Source organism: Polaribacter sp. Asnod1-A03 (assembly GCF_045063585.1).
Classification (GTDB): Bacteria; Bacteroidota; Bacteroidia; order Flavobacteriales; family Flavobacteriaceae; genus Polaribacter.
Window position 1 is genome coordinate 1 of sequence record NZ_JBEFOE010000008.1, and the last position, 20383, is coordinate 20383.

Here is a 20383-nt window from a genome sequence, read left to right on the forward strand (position 1 = left end):
ATTCACGTTGCCATAAATAACCTGCAACTTTAGATACTTTATTTAATTCTTCTGTTACTTGTAAAGGAAGATTTAGTGTTTTCATAATATTTAAGTAAATTTGATGTAACAAAGATATTAGTGATTTAAACGATTAAAAATATTTAAAATCCGTATTTTTGTATCTAATTTAAACATTATACCTTTTTGACATTTTCTAAAAACATAGCATTAGGAGACCCTTCTTCTAACTTTCAAAATTTTATAGATTTAAAATTAAAGTTGTTATGTTGTAGGTATTGGTTATTGAATTTATGGGATTGTCATGATATGGTTTTTCCGTTTTGGAGAATATATTGGAATCGAAATGAAGGTGGAGAACTGATTCATTTAGACGAAGTTTACAAAATGACGCCTGATACTTTATATATAATACCACCTTTTACTTCCTTCTCTTCTCGTTTTTCTAATACACACACATACGATTCGGGCATTCATGTTTCTGGAAGACATTTAACAAGTGATTATGATGAAAATGATTATTTAGACTCTTCTTTAATCCATTTCTTTATTCATTTTAACTTAGGTGTTCCTTTTGATAATGTTTACCCTGGTATTTTAAAAATAAAAGTAACTGATTATTTAAAAGATCGATTAGAATATTTAACAGGAAGGTTAAAAATAGAAAACACAGATTTTAAATTGACCTTCAATTTAAAGCTACAGGCATTTATTAAAGAAGCGCTTACCACTATTGGTCCAGAACTTTGGAAAGCGATAAATATTGATCAGCGTATTTTAAAAGTAATCCGTTATATAGAAACCAATATCAATAAAAAATTAAGTAATGCCGAAATTGCTGCTGTGGTAAATATGGCGCCTAATTCTTTTGCGCGTTTATTTAAAGATGAAATGCATATTACAGTTCATAATTTTATCCAGAATAGAAAAATAGCTAGGTCTTGTGAACTTTTTGAACACACCAACAAAACAATAGAAGATGTTGCCTTTCATTTAGGGTTTTCCGACAGATACCACTTCTCTAGAGTGTTTAAATTAATTACAGGGTTAACTCCCGGTAACTATAAATCTGGAAAATATACATAAATATCAAAAAAATGCCTTTTTTGAAAAATACTTCTCTCATTAATAACAAAAGACTAAACAACATTTTAAAAAACGAATGTAACTGAATTAAATCTGTATTATTTCCTTGCATATAAAGGATTTCTGCAATCGCTCTTCGCTCTTGTTTTATCAATGATTTTGAATAGACATTTATTACGTTTCTCTTTAACTTTAACTTTGACCTCCAATTCATACCTACCCGTTAAAATTCCATAACGAATTGATGTGTACATACAACTGATGAAGTATGAGCATCTGTAAATTTTACACCTTTTATAACAATTTGATCTAAATTGGGCGTTGCTATTTTCCCATCAAGGTTATAATTTTGTACATCACCAGAACCTAAATCATCTGCCAAATATAGATAGCATTTGGTTGTTGTTTTGTCTAAAATATTTGTTGTGAGCAGGTTTTGTAAGCTGTAGCAACCAATACTTATGCTATTAAGTTAATTTTAATTCATTTCAAATCTTACTAAATAAGCTTCTCCTTTTTTTACTTTCATGGCAATACCCCAACCAGGAGTTTCTAAGTTTAAATTATCGTCTTCTAAATCTGGTCTATATAATCCTGGAGCTTTAGGTATTTTTGATAAATTATCAACCAAAGTCGAAAAATGAACACCATCTTCTGCGTAATTTATAGATTTACTTATAGAAGCTAATGATGCAACTCCTTTGCCCTTTTTCCAAATTAATACTTCGTGACTTTTTTTTAATAGCGGGCCTTTATGTTTGGTATAAGGACCTTCTGGTTGATCTGAATAAGCAACACTCATTTCTGTTAATTTGGGTCCTTTTTTTCCATGCACAATTGACCTTCCTTTATAATACAACCAAATTTTATTGTCTTTAACTAATAAACTTGCATCATCTATTCTATAGCTATCAAAATTTTCTGGAGTTTTACTGTTTTCTAAAACAGGATTATTAGCAACTCTTTTAAAAGGACCATCTGGACTATCTGAAACAGCTAAACCTATGGCCGTAAAATCTGTTGTATGATTGCCTTCAAATTTTCCTTTTGTATTTCCTGGAGTGGGTTGTACACCTGTATAATACAAGTAATATTTCCCTTTAAAAGCCAATATATTTGGAGTAAATACTGAATGACTGTCAAAATTTCCTTGTTTTCCTAAACCAAGTGCTTCTCCTTGTTCTTGCCAAGTATGTCCTTCATCTTCTGAAGTAGCGTACCAAATAGTTGCCCAATATCCTGATGTTATTGGGCTATCCATTCTAGAATACCAAACATAATAAGTATCGCCTACTTTTATAATATCGCTATTATCTCTTCTGTTATAAATACTATCTTTTCCTATTCCTGATATTTCTTGATAAGTAAACGTTGGAGTAATCCCATTACTTATATGAACATTATTAGCAGTTACTTTGAGTTTTACTTTGTTTATAAAACTAAAGTTTGTTAAAAACACAAATATGATTAACAAATAAAAAATTGTAATAAATCTATTTTGCCTACTTATTAATTTCATAATTTTTGTCATCTATTTATGTAATGGGATTCTTAAAATTCTAATATTGATGATTTTGGAAGTGGCACTTTGTTATTTTTTCTCCAAGTAAGAAGTTCCGCCAATAATTCTGAACCTTTTTCAGGATTTTTATCAATTAAATTTTGACTTTCCTTTAAGTCTTCTTCTAAATTGTATAATTCAACTTTTCCATCATTTAAAAACTGAATCAATTTCCATTTCCCTTTTCTGATGACAGAACAAGGCGGATTTCTATACCTACTTGCCAAATGCCAAAAAAGTGGTCGTTCTTTAAAAGGTTTGTTTTTTAATAGAGGAACTATACTTTTGCCATCTAAAATTCCATCGTAATTTTTAACTTTTGCCAAGTCTAAAAAAGTTGGAAAATAATCCATCCCAGAAATAGGTACATCAGAGTTTCCATGTTTAATTTGTCCTTTCCAATTTACAAATGCAGGTACTCTAATACCACCTTCATAAACCATTCCTTTTGCACCTCTTAAAGCGTTCGATTTACTAGTTAATCCATTAAAACCATTGTCTGATGTAAATATTACAATGGTATTTTCACGCAATCCTAATTTATCCAACTCATCAAAAATTCGTTTTATATTCTTATCAATAGAAGCAATCATACTTGCATAACCTGCAGCTTCACCTTTGTTTTTAATACCTTGACCTGTAATGGTATCAGCTGGTTTCTTCATAAATTTTTGATATGCTTCATCTGTCCTTGCTACAATTGGACGATGAGGCGCATAATAATGAAGATTTACAAAAAATGGTTGTTTTTTATTTTGTTTGATAAAATCAATTGCATCAGTAGTTAATCTATCCGTTAGCCATTCATCCTCTTTTTTATCTTCAATAAAAGGGTTTTTAAAAGGTGCTTTATAACCTCCGCTTTCAGATTTATACCCTTTTGTATAACCTCTTGCAGGATCTCCCCACCAAGTGCCACCAACATTTTTATCAAACCCTTTTCCTATGGGATAATATTGTTGAATTTCTGCTGATTGATGATTTGCTAGCCAATTTAAAGTTCCGTTTGCTGGTTGTTTTAAATGATTTTTAAAAGGATAATTTTTTTCTTCTTGAGGATTTGGGCCAACAACGTGCCATTTCCCTAAATGAATGGATGTGTAACCCGCCTTTTTTAGCGGTTCTGCATACATTTTATGTTCTAAACCAACTGTCCAACGTGAAAATATATTGTCTTGATTATTTCCTCTTTCTAAAACAGGTACATTATAAACACCTGTTCTAAAAGACTGTTTACCTGTTAACAAAGCTGCTCTTGATGGTGAACACGTTGGATACATATAAGCATCACTAAAAACAAAACTTTCTTTTGCAAATGCATCTAAATTTGGTGTTTCAAACCACTTACTACCCATAAAACCAACATCTTGCCAACCTAAATCGTCTGCCAGAATAAAAATAATATTTGGTTTTTTTTGTTCTTTTTGTTGACTATTACAAGCCAAAACTTTAAAAAGAACCATAACAATACATATGATTTTAGAAAGTTTTATCATATTATTTTAAAGCAGATTTAATTTTATCAATTGTTGTTCCAAAAAGTTGCTTTATAATAGGGTTCAATGTTGCTTCATCACCTTCAATATGGAAAGTTATTTGGATATGTGTTCCACTTTCTCCAGATTTTAAATCCATAGCTGGTGATGATGATTCTAATTCATAAAAAGGACCTAAAGGCTTAGCTCCTGGTTCTGGTGAACCATCATTGTAAGCATTCACAACATCACCTTTAAAAGGTTCATCTTGAATTTCCCACATAGAATTTACATAATCTGTAGTGTTTTCTGGCTTGTTATATTTTAAAATTGTTAACACACCGTTTTTAGAATCGTAAGAACCTGCAATATTTTTTGCTCTTTGTGGAGATAATCCTATTTTACTTCTATATTCTCCATCACCTTTAAAATAGATTACACCTTCTTTTACGACCAAACGATCTGAAGGTACTTTTCCAAAATATGCATCGTTAACAATAGCGCCTAACTGAGCTTCATCACCTTGAACATAAGGAACCATAATCGTTGTATTTGGCGAATGATTGTACATACCTAACATCCAAATAGATAATAATCCATTCTCTTTTTCCCAGTCTATTTCCCCAACATTGGTTACTATATTTTTAGTTTGATAAGCCACCGTTTTTAATTCATCAGGCAAGTTTGCTAAACCTAATTCTTTTTGAATATCATTTTTAGAAAGAATGGAAACTTCACGTTCTATGCCTAAATCGAATTGAAAACCTGAAAAGTTTTTTAACGAAGCCGTTTTTGTAAATACTACTTTATTACTTGTTTTATTTTTTACATCAAAAGGTTCTAAATCTATTAATTTTGGTGTGTACCAATCCTCTAAAGTGAATTCAGTTCCTTTTTTAAAGAAGATAGAATATTGTCCTCCTTCTGGACCTAACCAAAAACGTTCTTCGCCACCAAATACATTAATGTGTTCTAGCGTGTCTTTTGACTCAAATAATTCTTTGTTAATCCACCCGTAACTTCTTCCTTTATCACCATAAGCACTACTTGTCATAATTCTACCTTGTAGCGCTGCTGAAATTGCTACTTTTGAGTTGTTTGATGCGTCTGTAAGTTGAATTACTTTGATATAATCCTCCATAAAACGAACATCATCTGCATATGTATTTATGCTTTCATTTTTATGATTATCAGTTATTACGTTCTTTAATTTATTTTGATTCTCCATTTTTGATTTTTTTTTTGAACAACACGATAGCACTAATAAAAAAGAGCATACAATGATAATAAAGGTGAATGATTCTTTCTGTCTCATATATTCATATTTTTTGCTGTATTTGACCATTACTTTAATTATTCTTCTGAATCTGTTCTAAACGGATATGCAGGTAAACCTGCTTTGTTTACCAAATTTACATCTGGTTTTCCAGAAAAAGCATATCTAATATATAAAGGTTTTTTAATCTCTTTGGAACTTAAAACCACTGTCTCTCCTTTTATTTCTGCATTTGCAATTTGCCATTTCATCGTTTTGTCTGCGATCCAAAATCCCGTTGGTAATTTACCATCTATTGTTTTTAAACCTTCAGTATTATCAAAATATACAATTAGTTTTCCTTTTTTAATATCTACGGATTTCATTTTTGGCCCTTCAGAAATTATATTCTTCTTAAAGGTTTCTTTAGTTGCTGCTAACGCTAAACGTTTCCCAATTGGAAGTTTATCTTTTGGATGAATATTTTTTATAGCACCCAAATCAATGGTATTAATAACACCTGTGTGTGGGATTTTTAAGACTTTAAGTTGCGATTCTCTTATCCACGCCCAAGATTCTTCTGTGGGATCTTGTGGATCTATATTTGGCTTTTTTTCTGTGCCTTTGCCATAACCTGGCAACATAACCACCATAAAATGCATATTTTCTTTATCCCATTCTTTTCTATAACGTTTTATCCAAGCACTCAAGATATCTCCATATTCTTTCATACCAGAAACCTTGTGAAACCAATTGGTTTCTGTTACTTCTGGAACACCAGAAAGGTACCTTGAATTTCGCTCACCTTGATACCAAACTAGACCTCTTACAGCAAAAGGTGCTAAAGGTTTCATCATTGCATTGTATAAAACATTTGGTTGCCTGCGTAGAAAAACATCTTCTTTTTTAGTTCGGTTGTCTTTTTTTGCAATGATGCTTTTAATGTTATTTTGAGTTGCTATATCCGCATCAAAATCTTGCATTATGGTTTTAAAATAATCAAAATCTTGTGCCATATCTTTAGGCATCCAAGCTTCTATAGAAGAACTTCCCCAAGAAGTATGAATTATGCCAATAGGTACATCTGCAGCTTTCTCTAAATAATAAGCAAAAGCTAGAGAAACCGCACTTGTTGGCGTTTGTGTTGACCATATACCTATAACCTCATCTTCTTCCTGTAATGAAACTGTTCTATTCACTTCAAAGCTTCGAATATTTTTTGCTTTGGATACCAATGCTTGAACTTCGGGGACTGCCCTTACTTTCATTTGCATATTCGATTGACCAGAACAAATCCAAACTTCACCTACCAAAACATCGGAAATAACAATTTCGTTTTTTCCTTTTACTATTAAATTTTTTCCTTTTTTAGAAGTTTTTAAGGTATCTAATTCAATTTTCCATTTTCCAGATTCATCTGCAGTTGTACTTTTTTGTTGCCCTGCAAACTCAACTAAAACTTTTTGACCTGGTGTTGCAGTTCCCCAAACAGGAACTTGCATACCACGTTGTAATACCATATGATTGCTAAAAACGTTAGAAAGTTTTAATTCAGAATTATTAAATCGAGCTTTTACAAAGGCATAGCTTTTTTCCATTAATTCATCATAAATTACTTTATCAGCCTTTTTTTTGCGAAAAAAAGGACTGTTAAAAAAACCATGGTCTTTTCCTACATAAGATTCTAATTGACAAACATTTCCAGCTTCATTCATTAACACATTGAAACGTTCTGCATTTTCAAAAGGTACTGTTTTGTCTGCTTTTCCATGAAACACTAAAGTGGGTACAATTCCTTTTTTTATTTGATGATTTGGTGAAATATCTGTTTTTCGTTCTTCACCTACTTTCGCCATTCCATACCCTTTTTCGGTAGTATCTAATACAGGATTGTACAGTATCATAAGATTAGGTTTAGAACTGACAGACAAATCCTCGTTGTCATCTTCATAACCTTCAATAACACCTGTACATGCTGCTACATGACCACCAGCAGAACCTCCTGAAGCCACTATTTTATCAGGATTAATTCCCAGCTTTTTTGCGTTTTTACGAACCCATCTAATTGCCGATTTTGCATCACTTACAGCATCGAATGGTGTTGTATTATGCTTATTCTTAACTCTATATTCTGCTGAAATGGCAACAAACCCTTTTTTTGCAAAATAGCTTGATTGTTCATAAAACTGTTTAGGGTTACCACTAGTCCAACCTCCACCAAAGAAAAACACAATGACAGGAACTTTATCCGTTATTTTATGTCCTTTAGGATTAAAAATATGGAGAGACAACTTGGTATTATTTATGATTTTATAAACCACGGTTGAATCTGGTTCAATTGAACCTTTAATGGCAGCTGATTCTGCATTAGCAACTAAACTTGTTACTAATAATAATGTTAATAGAAATTTCTTCATTTTATGTATTGTTTTTAAAAGTCTTACGTTAAAATTTTAAAACTTATTGTATGGTTTCTAATTTTACACAAACACCTCCACCAGATGCTATATTTAGTTTTAATATTTCATTAGCCTTAACAACTCTTTTTTCTTTTTTATATACTTCTCGATTTTTTTCCCAAGTAGTGTCATTTCCATCTAAAAAAATAGTTGCTTCATAATTTCCTTTTCCTAAAAATTTAAGCGGAATTTCAATCTCTCCTCCGTTTTCATTGGCAACACCACCAATCCACCAAGTAGTTCCTTTTCTTCTAGCAATCAAATACGTTTTTTCTATTTGTCCAATTATTACTTTAGATTCATCATAAGTAAGTGGCAAACCTTTTATAAATTCAAATAAATCAGGTTTTCGTTGGTAGGCTTCCGGAATATCTGGCAAACATAAAATAGGTGAAAAATATGTTATGCTCATTGCTATTTGAGCAACAATCGTTGATTTTAATTCACTTTTAACATAAGTTCTTTCTATCATTTTATTAATATCAAAAAAACCTGGAGTAACATCAATAGGTCCAGCGACATTATTAAGGAATGGCGTAATCGTATGGTCTACAGGAGATGCAATATAACCTCCATCCATTAAAGAGTGATTATACTCTCTTGTTAAAAAATGTGGCCAAGTACGTTCTATTCCTGATGGAATTACAGCTTCATGACAATTGAACATCAACTCATAATTTGCACATTTTTCTAAAACTTGTTGTAAAAATTCGACGCTTCTTTGGTCTTGTTGTCTTAAAAAACCAAGTTTTATACCAACTACTCCCCATTCTTTATATTTTGATAGCAATTTATCAATATCATACTCTTCAAAAGCAACACGATTTATATAAAGCCATACACCTATACTTTTTTCTTTTGCGTTTTGCATGATCAATGGTAAATCAATATCAGGAATAGTTGTAAATGGATTTGTAGTTTTTTTATGTTCTGGCCCATACCAACCTGCATCTATCATAAAATATGGTAAACCTAAATCCGCAGTTTTGTCAATAAAACGGATCATACTTTCGGTATTCAATTTGTATTCAAAACCGTTTTCTATGGCACCTCTTGCTCTCCAATCCCAAGTTGTGATGCCTGGCTTAATCCATTTTGTATTTTTAATTTTTGATGGCGGATTCAAATTTTGAACTATATAATTATGTTCTACAAAGTAAGCGGGTGAATTGGCTACCATAAGTACTCGCCAAGGAGTTTCAAATTTTGATGGTAAGTTTACATCACCAACTATATCAGCCGTTAGTATATCTTTTTTTTTTGTAGAAAGATGAAGGCTTCCGTAATTATATAAACCAGCTTCTGTTATAAAAATATAGCTTCCTGTTTCTGATTTAGACAACAGTGGTAAACTAGCATTTTTTATTTGAGATATTGGTATATCCTTTTTATATTTCTTACCCCAAGGATGAGCTAAAACCCAAGATTTTGAGTGTTTAGAAACTCTAAACTCTGTTTGTTCTGTTTTTAAAGTTAGTTTCGGTATCCCTTCAGTTTCAATTTTATATTTAAAAGCCAAACCTTCATTATACATTCTTAGTAATATTGTATAATAATTTGAATTTTTACCTTTTAATTTTAGGGTTAGGGCATTATAAATCTCTGGATAAATTTGTTGTGTTCCCCATAAAGGTTTCCAATTAGAACGTAATGAATCTTTTTTTACCTCATTTATTGATAAACCTTTCCAGCTGATTTCATTTAACTCAACACCCAACAATGACTTTTGGATTACTGGAATTCCATCTTTGAAAAAAGAATAACTAACAGCATCGTTTTTCAACTCTAGAATGACATGTTTCGTTTTGTCAGGTGAAAATAATTCATATTTCTGTGCAAAACAGCTACCTAAACCCAGGAATAACAACACAAAGCACATTATCCATTTGAAAACATTTGTTCTATTCATATCCAAAATTCTAAAATATTTTCTTCCTGATTTAATTATCATTCCAAATCATAGATTCTCCTTTTTTCAAAGAAATTAGTTTACTAAGAGTTCCTTCAGAATAAATTCTAAAGTCTCCATCATTTATAGCGTGTATTTCTGCTTGTACTAACTTCCCTTTCTTCCATTTAACATCCACTTCAAAACCTCCACGCGCTCTTAAACCTTTTACTTTTCCATCTGCCCAAACAGATGGTAAAGCTGGAAGTAAATGCAATATGTAAGGTGCATCTGCTAAAGATTCATTGGGAGATACAGGTACATAATAATTCGTGTTTTCTTTATCTTTTTGATAGCCTACAAAAGCAGCTTTTTCAATTGTACTTGCATCATTATCAATACTTCTTAAATGACTTTGTAGTAACATTTCGCAGACGCCTGCAGTTCCTCCAAAATTTCCATCAATTTGAAAAGGTGGGTGAAAATCAAACAAATTTGCATAAGCACGTTTTGAAGTTAAAAATTGATAGAATTGATGTGCTTTATCGCCATTATGCAATCTTGCCCAAAAATTAGTTTTCCAAGCAGTGCTCCATCCTGTAGAAACATCACCTCTGTGTTTCATCGTTACTAAAGCTACATCAGCAATTTCTTTGGTGGTTAAGGGTGAAAAATCACGACCTGGATGCAAAGCTATTAAATGAGAAATATGACGATGTTGGTCTGTAGGACTATCCCAATCTTCTGGCCATTCTTGTAATTGACCATATTGTCCAATTTTTTGAGGACAGAGTTTAGGTATCATCTCTTGCAAAGATTTTCTAAATTTTTCATCTCGATCTAAAACTATAGATGCTTCTATACAATCTGTAAATAAGTTTAAGACTAACTGTTGGTCATAGGAAGCTCCATAAGTTTGTTTGTTTAATTTTCCAAATTCTTTTGACAAATATGTGTTTTCTGGTGACCACGTTGGATAGACCACAAGTGTTCCGTCTTTCCAAGGAGCAAGGAATTCCATATAAAATTCTGCTGCACCTTTTAAAATAGGATAAATATCTTCTAAATACTTTTTATCTTGATTAAATGCATAATGTTCAAAAAGGTTTTGGCATAACCAAGCTCCAGATTGTTGCATACGTCTTCCGTGAACATTAGGAGCTGTAAAACCAAATACATTTCCATTAAGCCCTGCACTCCAACCTTTGTTAATCCCAAAAGTTTCTTTGGCAACATTTTTCCCTGCCTCAGATAATATTTTAAGCCATTCTATATATGGTGTAAAAGAATTTGGGAGATTTGCAGTTTCTACCATCCAGTAATTCATCGCAACATTGATGTCATTATGATAATCTGAATTCCAAATGGGTTTTAAATATCCATTCCACAATCCTTGTAAATTTGATGGTACTGGTGCAGTTCTGGAACAACTTAATTGTAAATAACGAGAATAATTAAAATACAAATTTTCTAATTCTATACTCGCTCCATTTTTTACCAATGCATCTGTTGTTAAACCAGAAGATTTATAATCCAACTCTAATTGGCATCGATTCATCAAACTAGAAACATCTTTTGTATGTTTTTCTTTTAACTGTTGATAACCAATTTTAACAGCAGCATCCATTGTATTTTTAACATCTGACTCATAATCTCTTCCTTTAAAAGTTGGATAAACAGGTAAATAATCTGAATATGCTGTTAGATAGATTTTAACATCTGTTGCATCTGTTACTTTTATAGAACCATCATTTTGAGCTATTACTTTTCCTTTTCCAGCATCAATATATATTAGCTGTTGAAACTTGACATTGTCTTGAACCATTGAAGCTTCACCTTTAAGCACAATCAAATTTCCAGTAGATGTTACATTGTTGATTTTATGCAAAGTGGTCGCCTTTATTGTGAGGTTCATTTTAGTATTTTCGGCTCTATATCTTACAGCAATTAAATCATTTGGATGACTACAAAAATATTCTCGAGTAAAATGTCCTTTACCAATAGTATAGTTAACATTACCAACTCCTATTTGGGCATCTAAAGTTCTTGAGTAATTACTTACTAAAGCGCTATCGTGTTCTGTGGAAATGTACAAATCTGTAAAAGGTGCATAATTCCCTATAGGTTTAGTACTGCTCAAATATTTTGTAGAGATTGATTCCATACTATTTTCTGAAGTACCATATTTACCTTGTCTGTACGCTTCTCTTACTTTTTCGAAATTTTTATGAGCTCCCATTCTTGAACCAGATTGCGCAACTGAATCTAAACCACGATTGGTGTTCATCCACAAGGTAATGTCATTTATCATTATATGTTCTTGACGAATACCTCCAGTAAACATTGCGCCTAAACGTCCATTACCTATGGGTAAAGCTTCTTGCATAAAGCTAGATTTTATGCCTCTTTTTTTGGGGTTTTTAGGTAAATAATCACTTGCCGGAGTTGTATAACTCAACGTATAAGATTGTTTTTGACCCCAAATTATTGTGGTCAAAAACAAAAATATTATTGTTAAAAAATTTACTCTTTTACCTGATTTTTTCTTCATATTAAAGCTATTTTCATCAATTTGTAGGTCTAATCCACATACAATGTCCTCCACCAGCTACCATATTCGCTTTTATAACGTCACCTTTTTTTACAGTTGATGTTCTTACTTGATACGCTTCTGGGTTTGTTTTACTATTTGTTTTTGCAGCATCTTCATAATAGGTAATTGTATAACTCTTATTTTCTTTTAGAAAATCTAAGGGAATATCTAAAATCCCTCCATTTACATGCACTGAACCTATAAACCATTCTTCTCCAGATCTTCTTGCAGTTGATAAATAGCCATCTATTTTGGCGTGTAACACTTTACTCTCATCCCATTTACCTACTGGCATTTTTTTGATAAACTCAAACAGGTCTTGTTTGGCATCATAAGCTTCTGGTGCATCCGGAAGCACAACTAATCCACTAAAAACAATAAGTGTTCTTGCAGCCTCTGCTGTTACTGTTGTGTGTAGAGAGTTTGGTTTTCTTGGCCCTTTTTCTCTTTCTCCTACATTTACTCCTGAAATATCAAAAATTCCATTATTCATATCTAAAGGCCCTTGTATTGCATTAATTAATGCCATTCTCACAAAAGTTTTAGGCGTAAAAGCTTTTTTAGAATCTTGTTGTGCATGACAGTATTCTCTAGTTACTGCATTAGGATATGTTCTTGTAATTCCTGCTAAAGGAACTGGACCATCGTGAAAATCGATTAACAAATTACTCTCTGCACTCGATTCAATTGCATTTCGTGTAAAATCTGGTTTATTTCCCATAAAGCCATACTTAATACCTTTTACTCCTAATGATTTATAATATTCAAATAATTTTTCATCACCATAATTTCCTTTTCTTCTATCGTAATACAAAAATATAGCAACGTCTTTCTTTTTAGCGTATGCTATCACTTTTGCTAAATCTAATTTTTCTGACATTTCAATATTTCCTGGTTCTACATCCGTGTACCAAGCATCATCAATCAAAAAATATTCAATATTATTTTCTGCAGCAAAATCTATAAATCGATAGTAACTTTCGTTATTTATACCATAAGTAAATCCGTCTTTTGCTGTGTACCCGTGCACTCTCCAGTCCCAGAGAGATTTTCCGGGTTTCACCCAATCTGAATTTTCTAATTTATTGGGTGTTGCTAGATTTATAGCTACATTATTTACAATTAAATCTCCCATTGTTTTACCTAATAAAATAACACGCCAAGGAGATGTAAGACCTGTTGATGTTGCTACAGCACTATTTTTTGATACAATAGCATTTGTTTTTACATCAGCTTCTATCTTCATTGTTTGAAATCCTTTTGCTTCATATAAATCAGATTCAAAAATTGCCATATACAAATCATCTGGCGTCTTTACAGCCAATGGAATTCGTAATTCTCTTTTCTTCCCTTTTCTTGAAGTTTTTAACTGTTCTAAATTTAATCCTTCTATTGTTAATGGGCCTAATGGTTCATTTTCGCCATTTGGCAAATAGTAATGACTTTTTTCTTTTGGGCTATAAGTACACTGCCATAAAACATCTTTAGTATTATTTTCTTTGTCCAAAATAAAACGGAATGCAACTCCATCATTATAAACTCTTGCTAAAAACTTAGATTTTTTATTATTTGAAGAAATAGAAAGTTCTAATTCTTGGTAATGATCTCTCATATTTTTTTGTTGACCCCAAACGGCTTCCCAATGTTTATCTTCATTAGAAATTTTGTGACTCTCTACAATAACTTCTTCACCATTAAAATATTCTAAAGTAGATGTTTCGATCATTTTTTTACCAGACCAAACTATTTCATAATTGAGCTTATTATTTTTCAAAAAAACTTTTAAAGCTACATTTCCATCTGGTGATTTAACTTGGTAATCGCTTAAAGCTCCTTGCATTACAAATGACGAAATAAAAAGGACTAAAAAGGATATAAGTGATTTGATTTTCATTGATTTATGCTATAATATTATTATTAATCTTTGGTTATCATACTTCCCCACCAATTCTTATTTGGTTGAAAATTATTAGACAACATTTTTATTCTTTGCTTCTCTAAAGAAGGCATTTTTTTGTGTTCCACATTGTATAGATAATCCTTTGCTTTAGTTTCTGAATAATTTGGATCATTCATAGGGTATTTTGCTTTTACCTCTTTTAAATAATCAAACAACTCTTTGTTTAATTGTGTAACTTTATCTGGGTAAGTGGTTGCTACATCATTGGTTTCACTAATGTCTTTTGCAATATTGTATAGTTCTTTTCTACCATCTTCGTAATAGTGAATCAATTTCCAATCTCCTTTACGTATGATTGAAGAAGGCTCTCCTCCTTGATTTCCATAATGAGGAAAATGCCAAATAAGTGCGCGTTCTTTTAAACTTTTTCCTTTCATTAATGGAAGCAAACTAACTCCATCATTATGTTCATCAGGCAATTGTTTTGCTCCTGCCAAATCCAAAAATGTTGGATAAAAATCTGCTCCAGATACTGGGTAATCAATTTTATCACCTTTTTTAGAAATTCCAGGAATTTTAATAATATAAGGTTCTCTAATTCCGCCTTCAAACTGGTATCCTTTTCCTGCTTTTAAAGGTTTGTTACTTGTAGAAAAATTATCACCTGCTGCTACACCTCCATTATCAGATGTAAAAACTACAATGGTATTTTCGTCTAACCCTAAAGCTTCTAAACCAGCAAGCACTTCTCCAACAGCATCGTCCATTTGCTCTACTAAACCAGCATAAATAGGGTTATCTTGCACTTGACGAATAGGTAAATATTTCCCCATTTTATAACCTTTTTTTGCAATTCCTTGTGATACAGCTTTATCTTGATACTTTTCCCATTTATCCTTAGAGGTTTGAATAGGAGAATGAACAGCATAAAAAGAGAGATACGCAAAAAATGGTTTTCCTGTTTTTTTAGGATCATTATCTTTCATAAATTTCACAGTTTCTTTTGCCAAACGATGAGATAAATTTTCTCCATCTTCTAAATTTTCCAAGTTTGGGTTTTTATACGGTGAGAAATAACCACCACTAGGACCTCCTTTTGTCCAACCGCCAACATTAATATCGAAACCATGATCTTCTGGCCACGAACCTTTTGGTCCTAAATGCCACTTTCCTGTAAAAAACGTTTTATAGCCTGCTGCTTTTAAAGCCTCTGGCATCGTAACAAAATTGGCAGGTAATTGATGCGTGTATTCTGCGGGAAGCATTTTGGTGAATTTATTTCTTGTTCTCCAAGCTTCTCCTGAAGGAGATCCTATATGAACTGTAATATCGTGTCTTGCAGTAAATTTCCCAGTCATAATACTTGCTCTTGATGGACTACAAACACGACTATTTGCATACCCATTTGTAAATACGGTTCCTTCGTTTGCAATTTTATCAATATTAGGAGTTTCATAAAATGTACTGCCACTAGAACTCAAATCTGCATACCCTAAATCATCCGCTAAAATGAAAAGAATATTAGGTTGGGTTTCTTTTTTTTGAGCGATGATTGTGATTGTAAAAATCAAAAATATCCCTGTTAATAATGTATGTGATTTTTTCATATCTAATTTTGATTGCTTTCAGTTATTTTAAAAATGGCACTTTGTAATGGTTTTCTTAAATTGATCCAAATTCCTCTATTCATTAAAACTTCTCCAGATATCAATTGATTACTAAAACTAATATGAAGTTTCTTACTATCCATATTTATTTCCTCTACCTTATACACTAAAGTGGGGTCTAAACCTTGCAGTTTTACAAAGTTTCGTTCGTATCTTCTATGGTGTGTATGACTATATACCATTAATAATGCCGATTTTTTATTTTTAGCTACATAGTTAATGGCAGCAAAACCATCATCATAAGGAGAAAGTAAACGATACAAATCTCCAAATTGCACAATTGGACGAATATCTTTGTACAAGGTAATCGCCTTTTTTGCAAATTCCAACTCTTTTTTATCCAAAGCATCTGGACTCAATTCTATTCCTAAACGACCTGCCATTGCAACATCGAATCGAAACTTTAACGATGTTTCTCTTTTTGTTTGATGGTTAGGAGATTTGGTAACGTGAGCAGCTGTTGCTATTGGTGGATAAATATGATTGGTTCCCCATTGAATAAATAAACGCTCATAAGGATCTGTATCATCACTTGCCCAAAATTCGTGCATGTGTTTCATAGAACCAAAATCTACACGTCCACCACCAGAAGCACAAGCTTGGAAAATAGTAGAAGGATATTTTATCGTTAAACGTTCTAAAACTTTTTCCAATCCAAGAGTATATTCAATAAAAAGATGAGATTGTTTTTTTGCTGATAAATATGTAGAACCAAAATTCTGTAAATGTCTGTTTGCATCCCATTTTACATAGGCTATTTTTGGATGTTTCTTCAAAAGATTATCAACCACATTAAAGACAAAATCTTGAACTTTTGGGTTTGATAAATCTAACAACAGTTGATTGCGCTCTAACAATTTCTGTCTATCATTTTGTCTTTGGATAATCCAATCTGGATGTTTTTCTGCCAACTCACTTTTAGGATTTATCATTTCTGGTTCTACCCAAATTCCGAAACGCATTCCTTTAGATTCAGTATAATCAATTAAATCTTCTAAACCTTTTGGTAACTTTTTTTGATTCACTTGCCAATCACCCAAACCTGCATTGGCTCTGTTTCTAGGGTATTTGTTTCCAAACCATCCATCATCCAAAACAAAAACCTCCACACCCATTTCTGCAGCTCCGTCCATCATACTTTTTAACTTGTCTGCGTCAAACTTAAAATACGCGCCTTCCCAACTATTTAAAACAATAGGCCTTAATTCATTTCCTGCTCTTAAATTGTATTTTTTAGCCCAGTTGTGTAAATTTATAGACGCTCTGTTTTTACCTTCATTACTATAGGTTAAGACCATTCTTGGTGTTTCAAATTGTTCTCCTGAAGCAAGATAGTAATTAGATGCAAAAGGATTGATTCCTGCAGTTATTTGGCATCTTGCTTTGTCATCAACCTGAAATGCTAACCTAAAATTACCAGACCAAGCCAAAGCTCCTGCAATTACTTCACCTGAATTTTCTTGAGCAACACCATCAAGTGATAACATAAATGACGGATTTTCATATTCTGTAGTTCTTACACCACGTTTTGTTTCTATGCTCTTAATTCCGTTTGTTAATCGTTCTTCTGAAAGCATCATTTCTTTAGAATGACTTCCGTAAAAATGTGATAAATAATAGTTGGTTGCTTTAAAGCCGATAGCAGAAGAAGCATATTGAGATAAACTTATTTCCTTCTTTTCTTTGTTGTGAATAGTCGTAAACTGTTCTATTACATTTTCATTTGCATAGGCTTTAAAATGCAAATCGACATACAATTCTTTTTTTTCATCCTTTAAATGAATGATTGTTGTTTGTATATTTTTATCTTCTTTTTGTTGATGAGAATGATAAAATAAATCGGTAGCCATGGTTCCATCATCATGCGTAACCATTAAGGCAACTTCATCATTTGTTCCGTTTCCAAAACTAGGATATATCTCGTTAAAAATAACAGACATATTTTCTAATCCCTGAGTATTTTTTATAGATTTCCCATAATGAGATTGCACTACTTTATTTTTTTTAGTTACTTGAAATATGAGCGAGTTTTGTTGCGTTTTTATATGAATAAGTTGCGCAAACAGATTGCTCTGAATGAAAATAAAACCAAGAAAAAGAAAAACTATTTTTTTCATTATTATATATTTAACACCAAGTAATAAGAGATTATATCCTTAAAAGTTCGATTATTTTTCTTCATCTTTAAAAATGTTTTATTAATTAACATTCCAATCGAAATTTAAAAATTATCATCTATATCATTAATAAAACTAGAAATCTAGCTTATAGCATTCAAAAAAATTCTAAATCTCCTACTTTGATTCTTTCGATCTAACCAAACCTATTTTAGATACATCAATAGGTATGATACCCATTTTTATAGCAGGAGAATCTGGTTTAAATCTAAAATCTCCATTTTCAGGATCCATAAATAATGGATCCGTGGCTTTACTATTTTTATCTGAATTATCTCTCTTTTGCAAACTGCTTAGCGCATTCTCTGCCACACTATTATCATTTTTACAATAATAAATATTGTAATCTGAATCTACATCTTTCATCGTGGCTCGCACTCTCCCTCTACTATCTTCTCCTACCAAGCCTTTTCCTTCTCCTGGTTGAGAAATAAATTTAGAATCATCATCAATAGCGTAAAAAATATTTTTTTTGTTAGATGCTCCTTTCATAGGTCCTTCTACTATTTTTAAATAAACTTTACGAGTCGTTAGTACATCTGCAATAATATTATTCTCAAAACGATTGTTTAATTTTAAGGTCATACCTTGTGAAGTACATTTATAAATAATATTCTCTGCGATGTAAGTATCTAACTGTCCTCCATCTGTTCGAATACCACTTTGTTTGCCTGTTTTAGCCACCAAATGGTGAATGTAATTACGACGAATAATATTACCTGCCCCTGCTGCTCTAATATAAATTCCGTTCCCATCTCCTAATTTCTTCATTACATGGTGTATTTCATTATACTCTATAATATTATTTCTACTATGCCAATAAGGTCTAACGTCATCGGCGGTTGGATTTTTAGGTAAATCTCCTATTTCATGCCATCTAATAGCTCTATATTGTTCTCGTTTGTTAGCGTGCTTAAAAAAACGAGTAACACATCCTGAAATGATTATTCCACAATAATTGGTGTCGTGAATTAAATTGTTAGACACATGATTTTCTCCACTATTCCAAAGAAATATCCCCGGAGATTGCCAATAGATCTCTCCAATATCATGCACATAATTATTGTATACCGTATTGTTCTTATTTACATCTTTAGTTCCTGGCCCGTAACCGCATAATAATATTCCTCCGCCTCCCATATGTTCTATATGGTTATTTGCAATTTTATTCTTAATACCATATAAATCAACTCTAATCGCTCCACTACCTCCATATAAAAAATGGCAATCTTCAATGGTACAATTTTCTGAACCTCTAAAACGAAGCATAGCATTGTCTTTATCAAGCATATCCCAATCGTGTTGTAAACCTGCATCATCTTCAGTTAAGGTATAACGTTCTGCATGTTTAAAAGTCAGTCCCTTGAAACGTAGGTATTGCACTGGTGTATCTGTAGCACCTTGTTTTCTAATTTTACCTTCAACACGAATAAGCTCTAATAGTTTTGGAGCCATAACCTTAGATGAGTTACGCGGCCATAAGTAGACTTTCTTTTTTTGAGTATTAATTACCCATTCTCCTGGTTTATCTAATTCTTCTAAAACATTCTCTACCCAAAAACCTTTTTTGGTCATACCATAAGTAGCCTTAATCTCTGTTCTTGCCTCTCCTTTATCAACATCAATAGAAGCCAGAGGCAACATATTTACTATCCAGTCTCGAGTAGGGCGAACCAAAATTTCTACATCGCTAACATTAGACCAATCTTTTATCTCTCCTTCTTTAAAAAGAAGTTTATTACCATTACTTCCTTTTAAAGGTGTGTGTTTTTTGGATTGCGCTCTTGGCAACATTCCTTCATCATCATACAAGGTTAAAAATTTGTGTGGAGCATCTGCCACCAACACTTTACCTTGTGCTTTATCTGGTAAACCTGCTAATTTTTCGGTAGACTTTTTCCATCCTGTGATTTCTTCCCCTGAACTAAAAACAGGTTTTTCATTGGGATATGCTGCATAAGTAATGGTCCTATTTTTCTCACCAGAATCTTTCAAGTCAAAAACAACAGTTTTATTTAACTTATAAATTCCTTCTCTAATGAGTACAACAATATCTTCTGATTTTTTCTTTTTTAGATTTCTAACAGCCTTACGAGCATTATCTAAACTTGCAAATGGTCCATCTGTTTTATCTGCATTTGGCACTGCGAGTTCTCCAGACCATTCGTCTGAACCTTGCGGAGATACATAAAAATCAGCTTTTACCTCATCAATTTTATCTTGCGCATTTATAGCGAATATAAAACTGACTAATAATATTATTTGTATTAAAAACGATTTTGGTATTGGTAAAAAAATTGGCTTTATCATATATTTTATTTA

Annotated in this window: 12 protein-coding genes; 1 reads left to right on the forward strand and 11 read right to left on the reverse strand. The window is 32.1% G+C overall.

Translation table 11 applies throughout. The annotated features are described in order from the left end of the window. Positions 1 to 186 precede the first annotated feature (186 nt). The gene (locus ACJJVY_RS00120) at positions 187 to 1086 is read left to right on the forward strand and encodes a helix-turn-helix domain-containing protein (protein WP_405603898.1); all 900 of its coding nucleotides are present in this window, start codon (positions 187 to 189) and stop codon (positions 1084 to 1086) included. 223 nt (positions 1087 to 1309) lie between these two features. Here the strand turns inward: ACJJVY_RS00120 and ACJJVY_RS00125 are convergent, their stop codons facing one another. The 11 genes from ACJJVY_RS00125 to ACJJVY_RS00175 form a co-directional block, all read right to left on the reverse strand. Further along, entirely contained in the window at positions 1310 to 1468 is a 159-nt protein-coding gene (locus ACJJVY_RS00125) for a hypothetical protein (protein WP_405603900.1), read from the reverse strand. A gap of 96 nt (positions 1469 to 1564) precedes the next feature. Then, positions 1565 to 2605, reverse strand: a complete 1041-nt coding sequence (locus tag ACJJVY_RS00130; RefSeq protein WP_405603902.1) for a family 43 glycosylhydrolase — start codon at positions 2603 to 2605, stop codon at positions 1565 to 1567. Between the two features lie 32 nt (positions 2606 to 2637). After that, positions 2638 to 4110: a sulfatase gene (locus tag ACJJVY_RS00135; protein ID WP_405603904.1), complete on the reverse strand. Its 1473-nt coding sequence runs from the start codon at positions 4108 to 4110 to the stop codon at positions 2638 to 2640. 34 nt (positions 4111 to 4144) lie between these two features. Continuing rightward, a complete protein-coding gene (locus ACJJVY_RS00140) occupies positions 4145 to 5350 on the reverse strand; it encodes a DUF6786 family protein (protein ID WP_405603906.1) in 1206 nt (401 codons plus the stop codon). A 125-nt stretch (positions 5351 to 5475) separates the two neighbouring features. Continuing rightward, the gene (locus ACJJVY_RS00145) at positions 5476 to 7794 is read right to left on the reverse strand and encodes a sialate O-acetylesterase (protein WP_405603908.1); all 2319 of its coding nucleotides are present in this window, start codon (positions 7792 to 7794) and stop codon (positions 5476 to 5478) included. A 43-nt stretch (positions 7795 to 7837) separates the two neighbouring features. Next, complete coding sequence (locus ACJJVY_RS00150) at positions 7838 to 9745, reverse strand: glycoside hydrolase family 97 catalytic domain-containing protein (RefSeq protein ID WP_405603910.1); 1908 nt, start codon at positions 9743 to 9745, stop codon at positions 7838 to 7840. Between the two features lie 31 nt (positions 9746 to 9776). Continuing rightward, positions 9777 to 12275, reverse strand: a complete 2499-nt coding sequence (locus tag ACJJVY_RS00155) for a glycosyl hydrolase family 95 catalytic domain-containing protein (protein ID WP_405603912.1) — start codon at positions 12273 to 12275, stop codon at positions 9777 to 9779. A 16-nt stretch (positions 12276 to 12291) separates the two neighbouring features. After that, positions 12292 to 14211, reverse strand: coding sequence for a glycoside hydrolase family 97 catalytic domain-containing protein (locus ACJJVY_RS00160; RefSeq protein ID WP_405603914.1), 1920 nt, complete (start codon positions 14209 to 14211; stop codon positions 12292 to 12294). A gap of 23 nt (positions 14212 to 14234) precedes the next feature. Continuing rightward, positions 14235 to 15824 carry a sulfatase gene (locus tag ACJJVY_RS00165; RefSeq protein WP_405603916.1) on the reverse strand — a complete coding sequence of 530 codons (1590 nt, stop codon included), beginning with the start codon at positions 15822 to 15824 and terminating at the stop codon, positions 14235 to 14237. Between the two features lie 2 nt (positions 15825 to 15826). Beyond that, on the reverse strand, positions 15827 to 17875 hold the full coding sequence (locus ACJJVY_RS00170; protein ID WP_405603918.1) for an alpha-galactosidase: 2049 nt from the start codon (positions 17873 to 17875) through the stop codon (positions 15827 to 15829). A 303-nt stretch (positions 17876 to 18178) separates the two neighbouring features. Further along, positions 18179 to 20371 (reverse strand): right-handed parallel beta-helix repeat-containing protein, encoded by a 2193-nt coding sequence (locus ACJJVY_RS00175; protein ID WP_405603920.1) that lies wholly within the window; start codon positions 20369 to 20371, stop codon positions 18179 to 18181. Positions 20372 to 20383 lie beyond the last annotated feature (12 nt).

What these genes read in the sequence shown, in the direction of transcription:
- ACJJVY_RS00130 (WP_405603902.1), bottom strand. Translation starts at nt 2,605, where the DNA reads ATGAAATTAATAAGTAGGCAAAATAGATTTATTACAATTTTTTATTTG.
- ACJJVY_RS00135 (WP_405603904.1), bottom strand. Translation starts at nt 4,110, where the DNA reads ATGGTTCTTTTTAAAGTTTTGGCTTGTAATAGTCAACAAAAAGAACAA.
- ACJJVY_RS00140 (WP_405603906.1), bottom strand. Translation starts at nt 5,350, where the DNA reads ATGGAGAATCAAAATAAATTAAAGAACGTAATAACTGATAATCATAAA.
- ACJJVY_RS00145 (WP_405603908.1), bottom strand. Translation starts at nt 7,794, where the DNA reads ATGAAGAAATTTCTATTAACATTATTATTAGTAACAAGTTTAGTTGCT.
- ACJJVY_RS00150 (WP_405603910.1), bottom strand. Translation starts at nt 9,745, where the DNA reads ATGAATAGAACAAATGTTTTCAAATGGATAATGTGCTTTGTGTTGTTA.
- ACJJVY_RS00155 (WP_405603912.1), bottom strand. Translation starts at nt 12,275, where the DNA reads ATGAAGAAAAAATCAGGTAAAAGAGTAAATTTTTTAACAATAATATTT.
- ACJJVY_RS00160 (WP_405603914.1), bottom strand. Translation starts at nt 14,211, where the DNA reads ATGAAAATCAAATCACTTATATCCTTTTTAGTCCTTTTTATTTCGTCA.
- ACJJVY_RS00165 (WP_405603916.1), bottom strand. Translation starts at nt 15,824, where the DNA reads ATGAAAAAATCACATACATTATTAACAGGGATATTTTTGATTTTTACA.
- ACJJVY_RS00175 (WP_405603920.1), bottom strand. Translation starts at nt 20,371, where the DNA reads ATGATAAAGCCAATTTTTTTACCAATACCAAAATCGTTTTTAATACAA.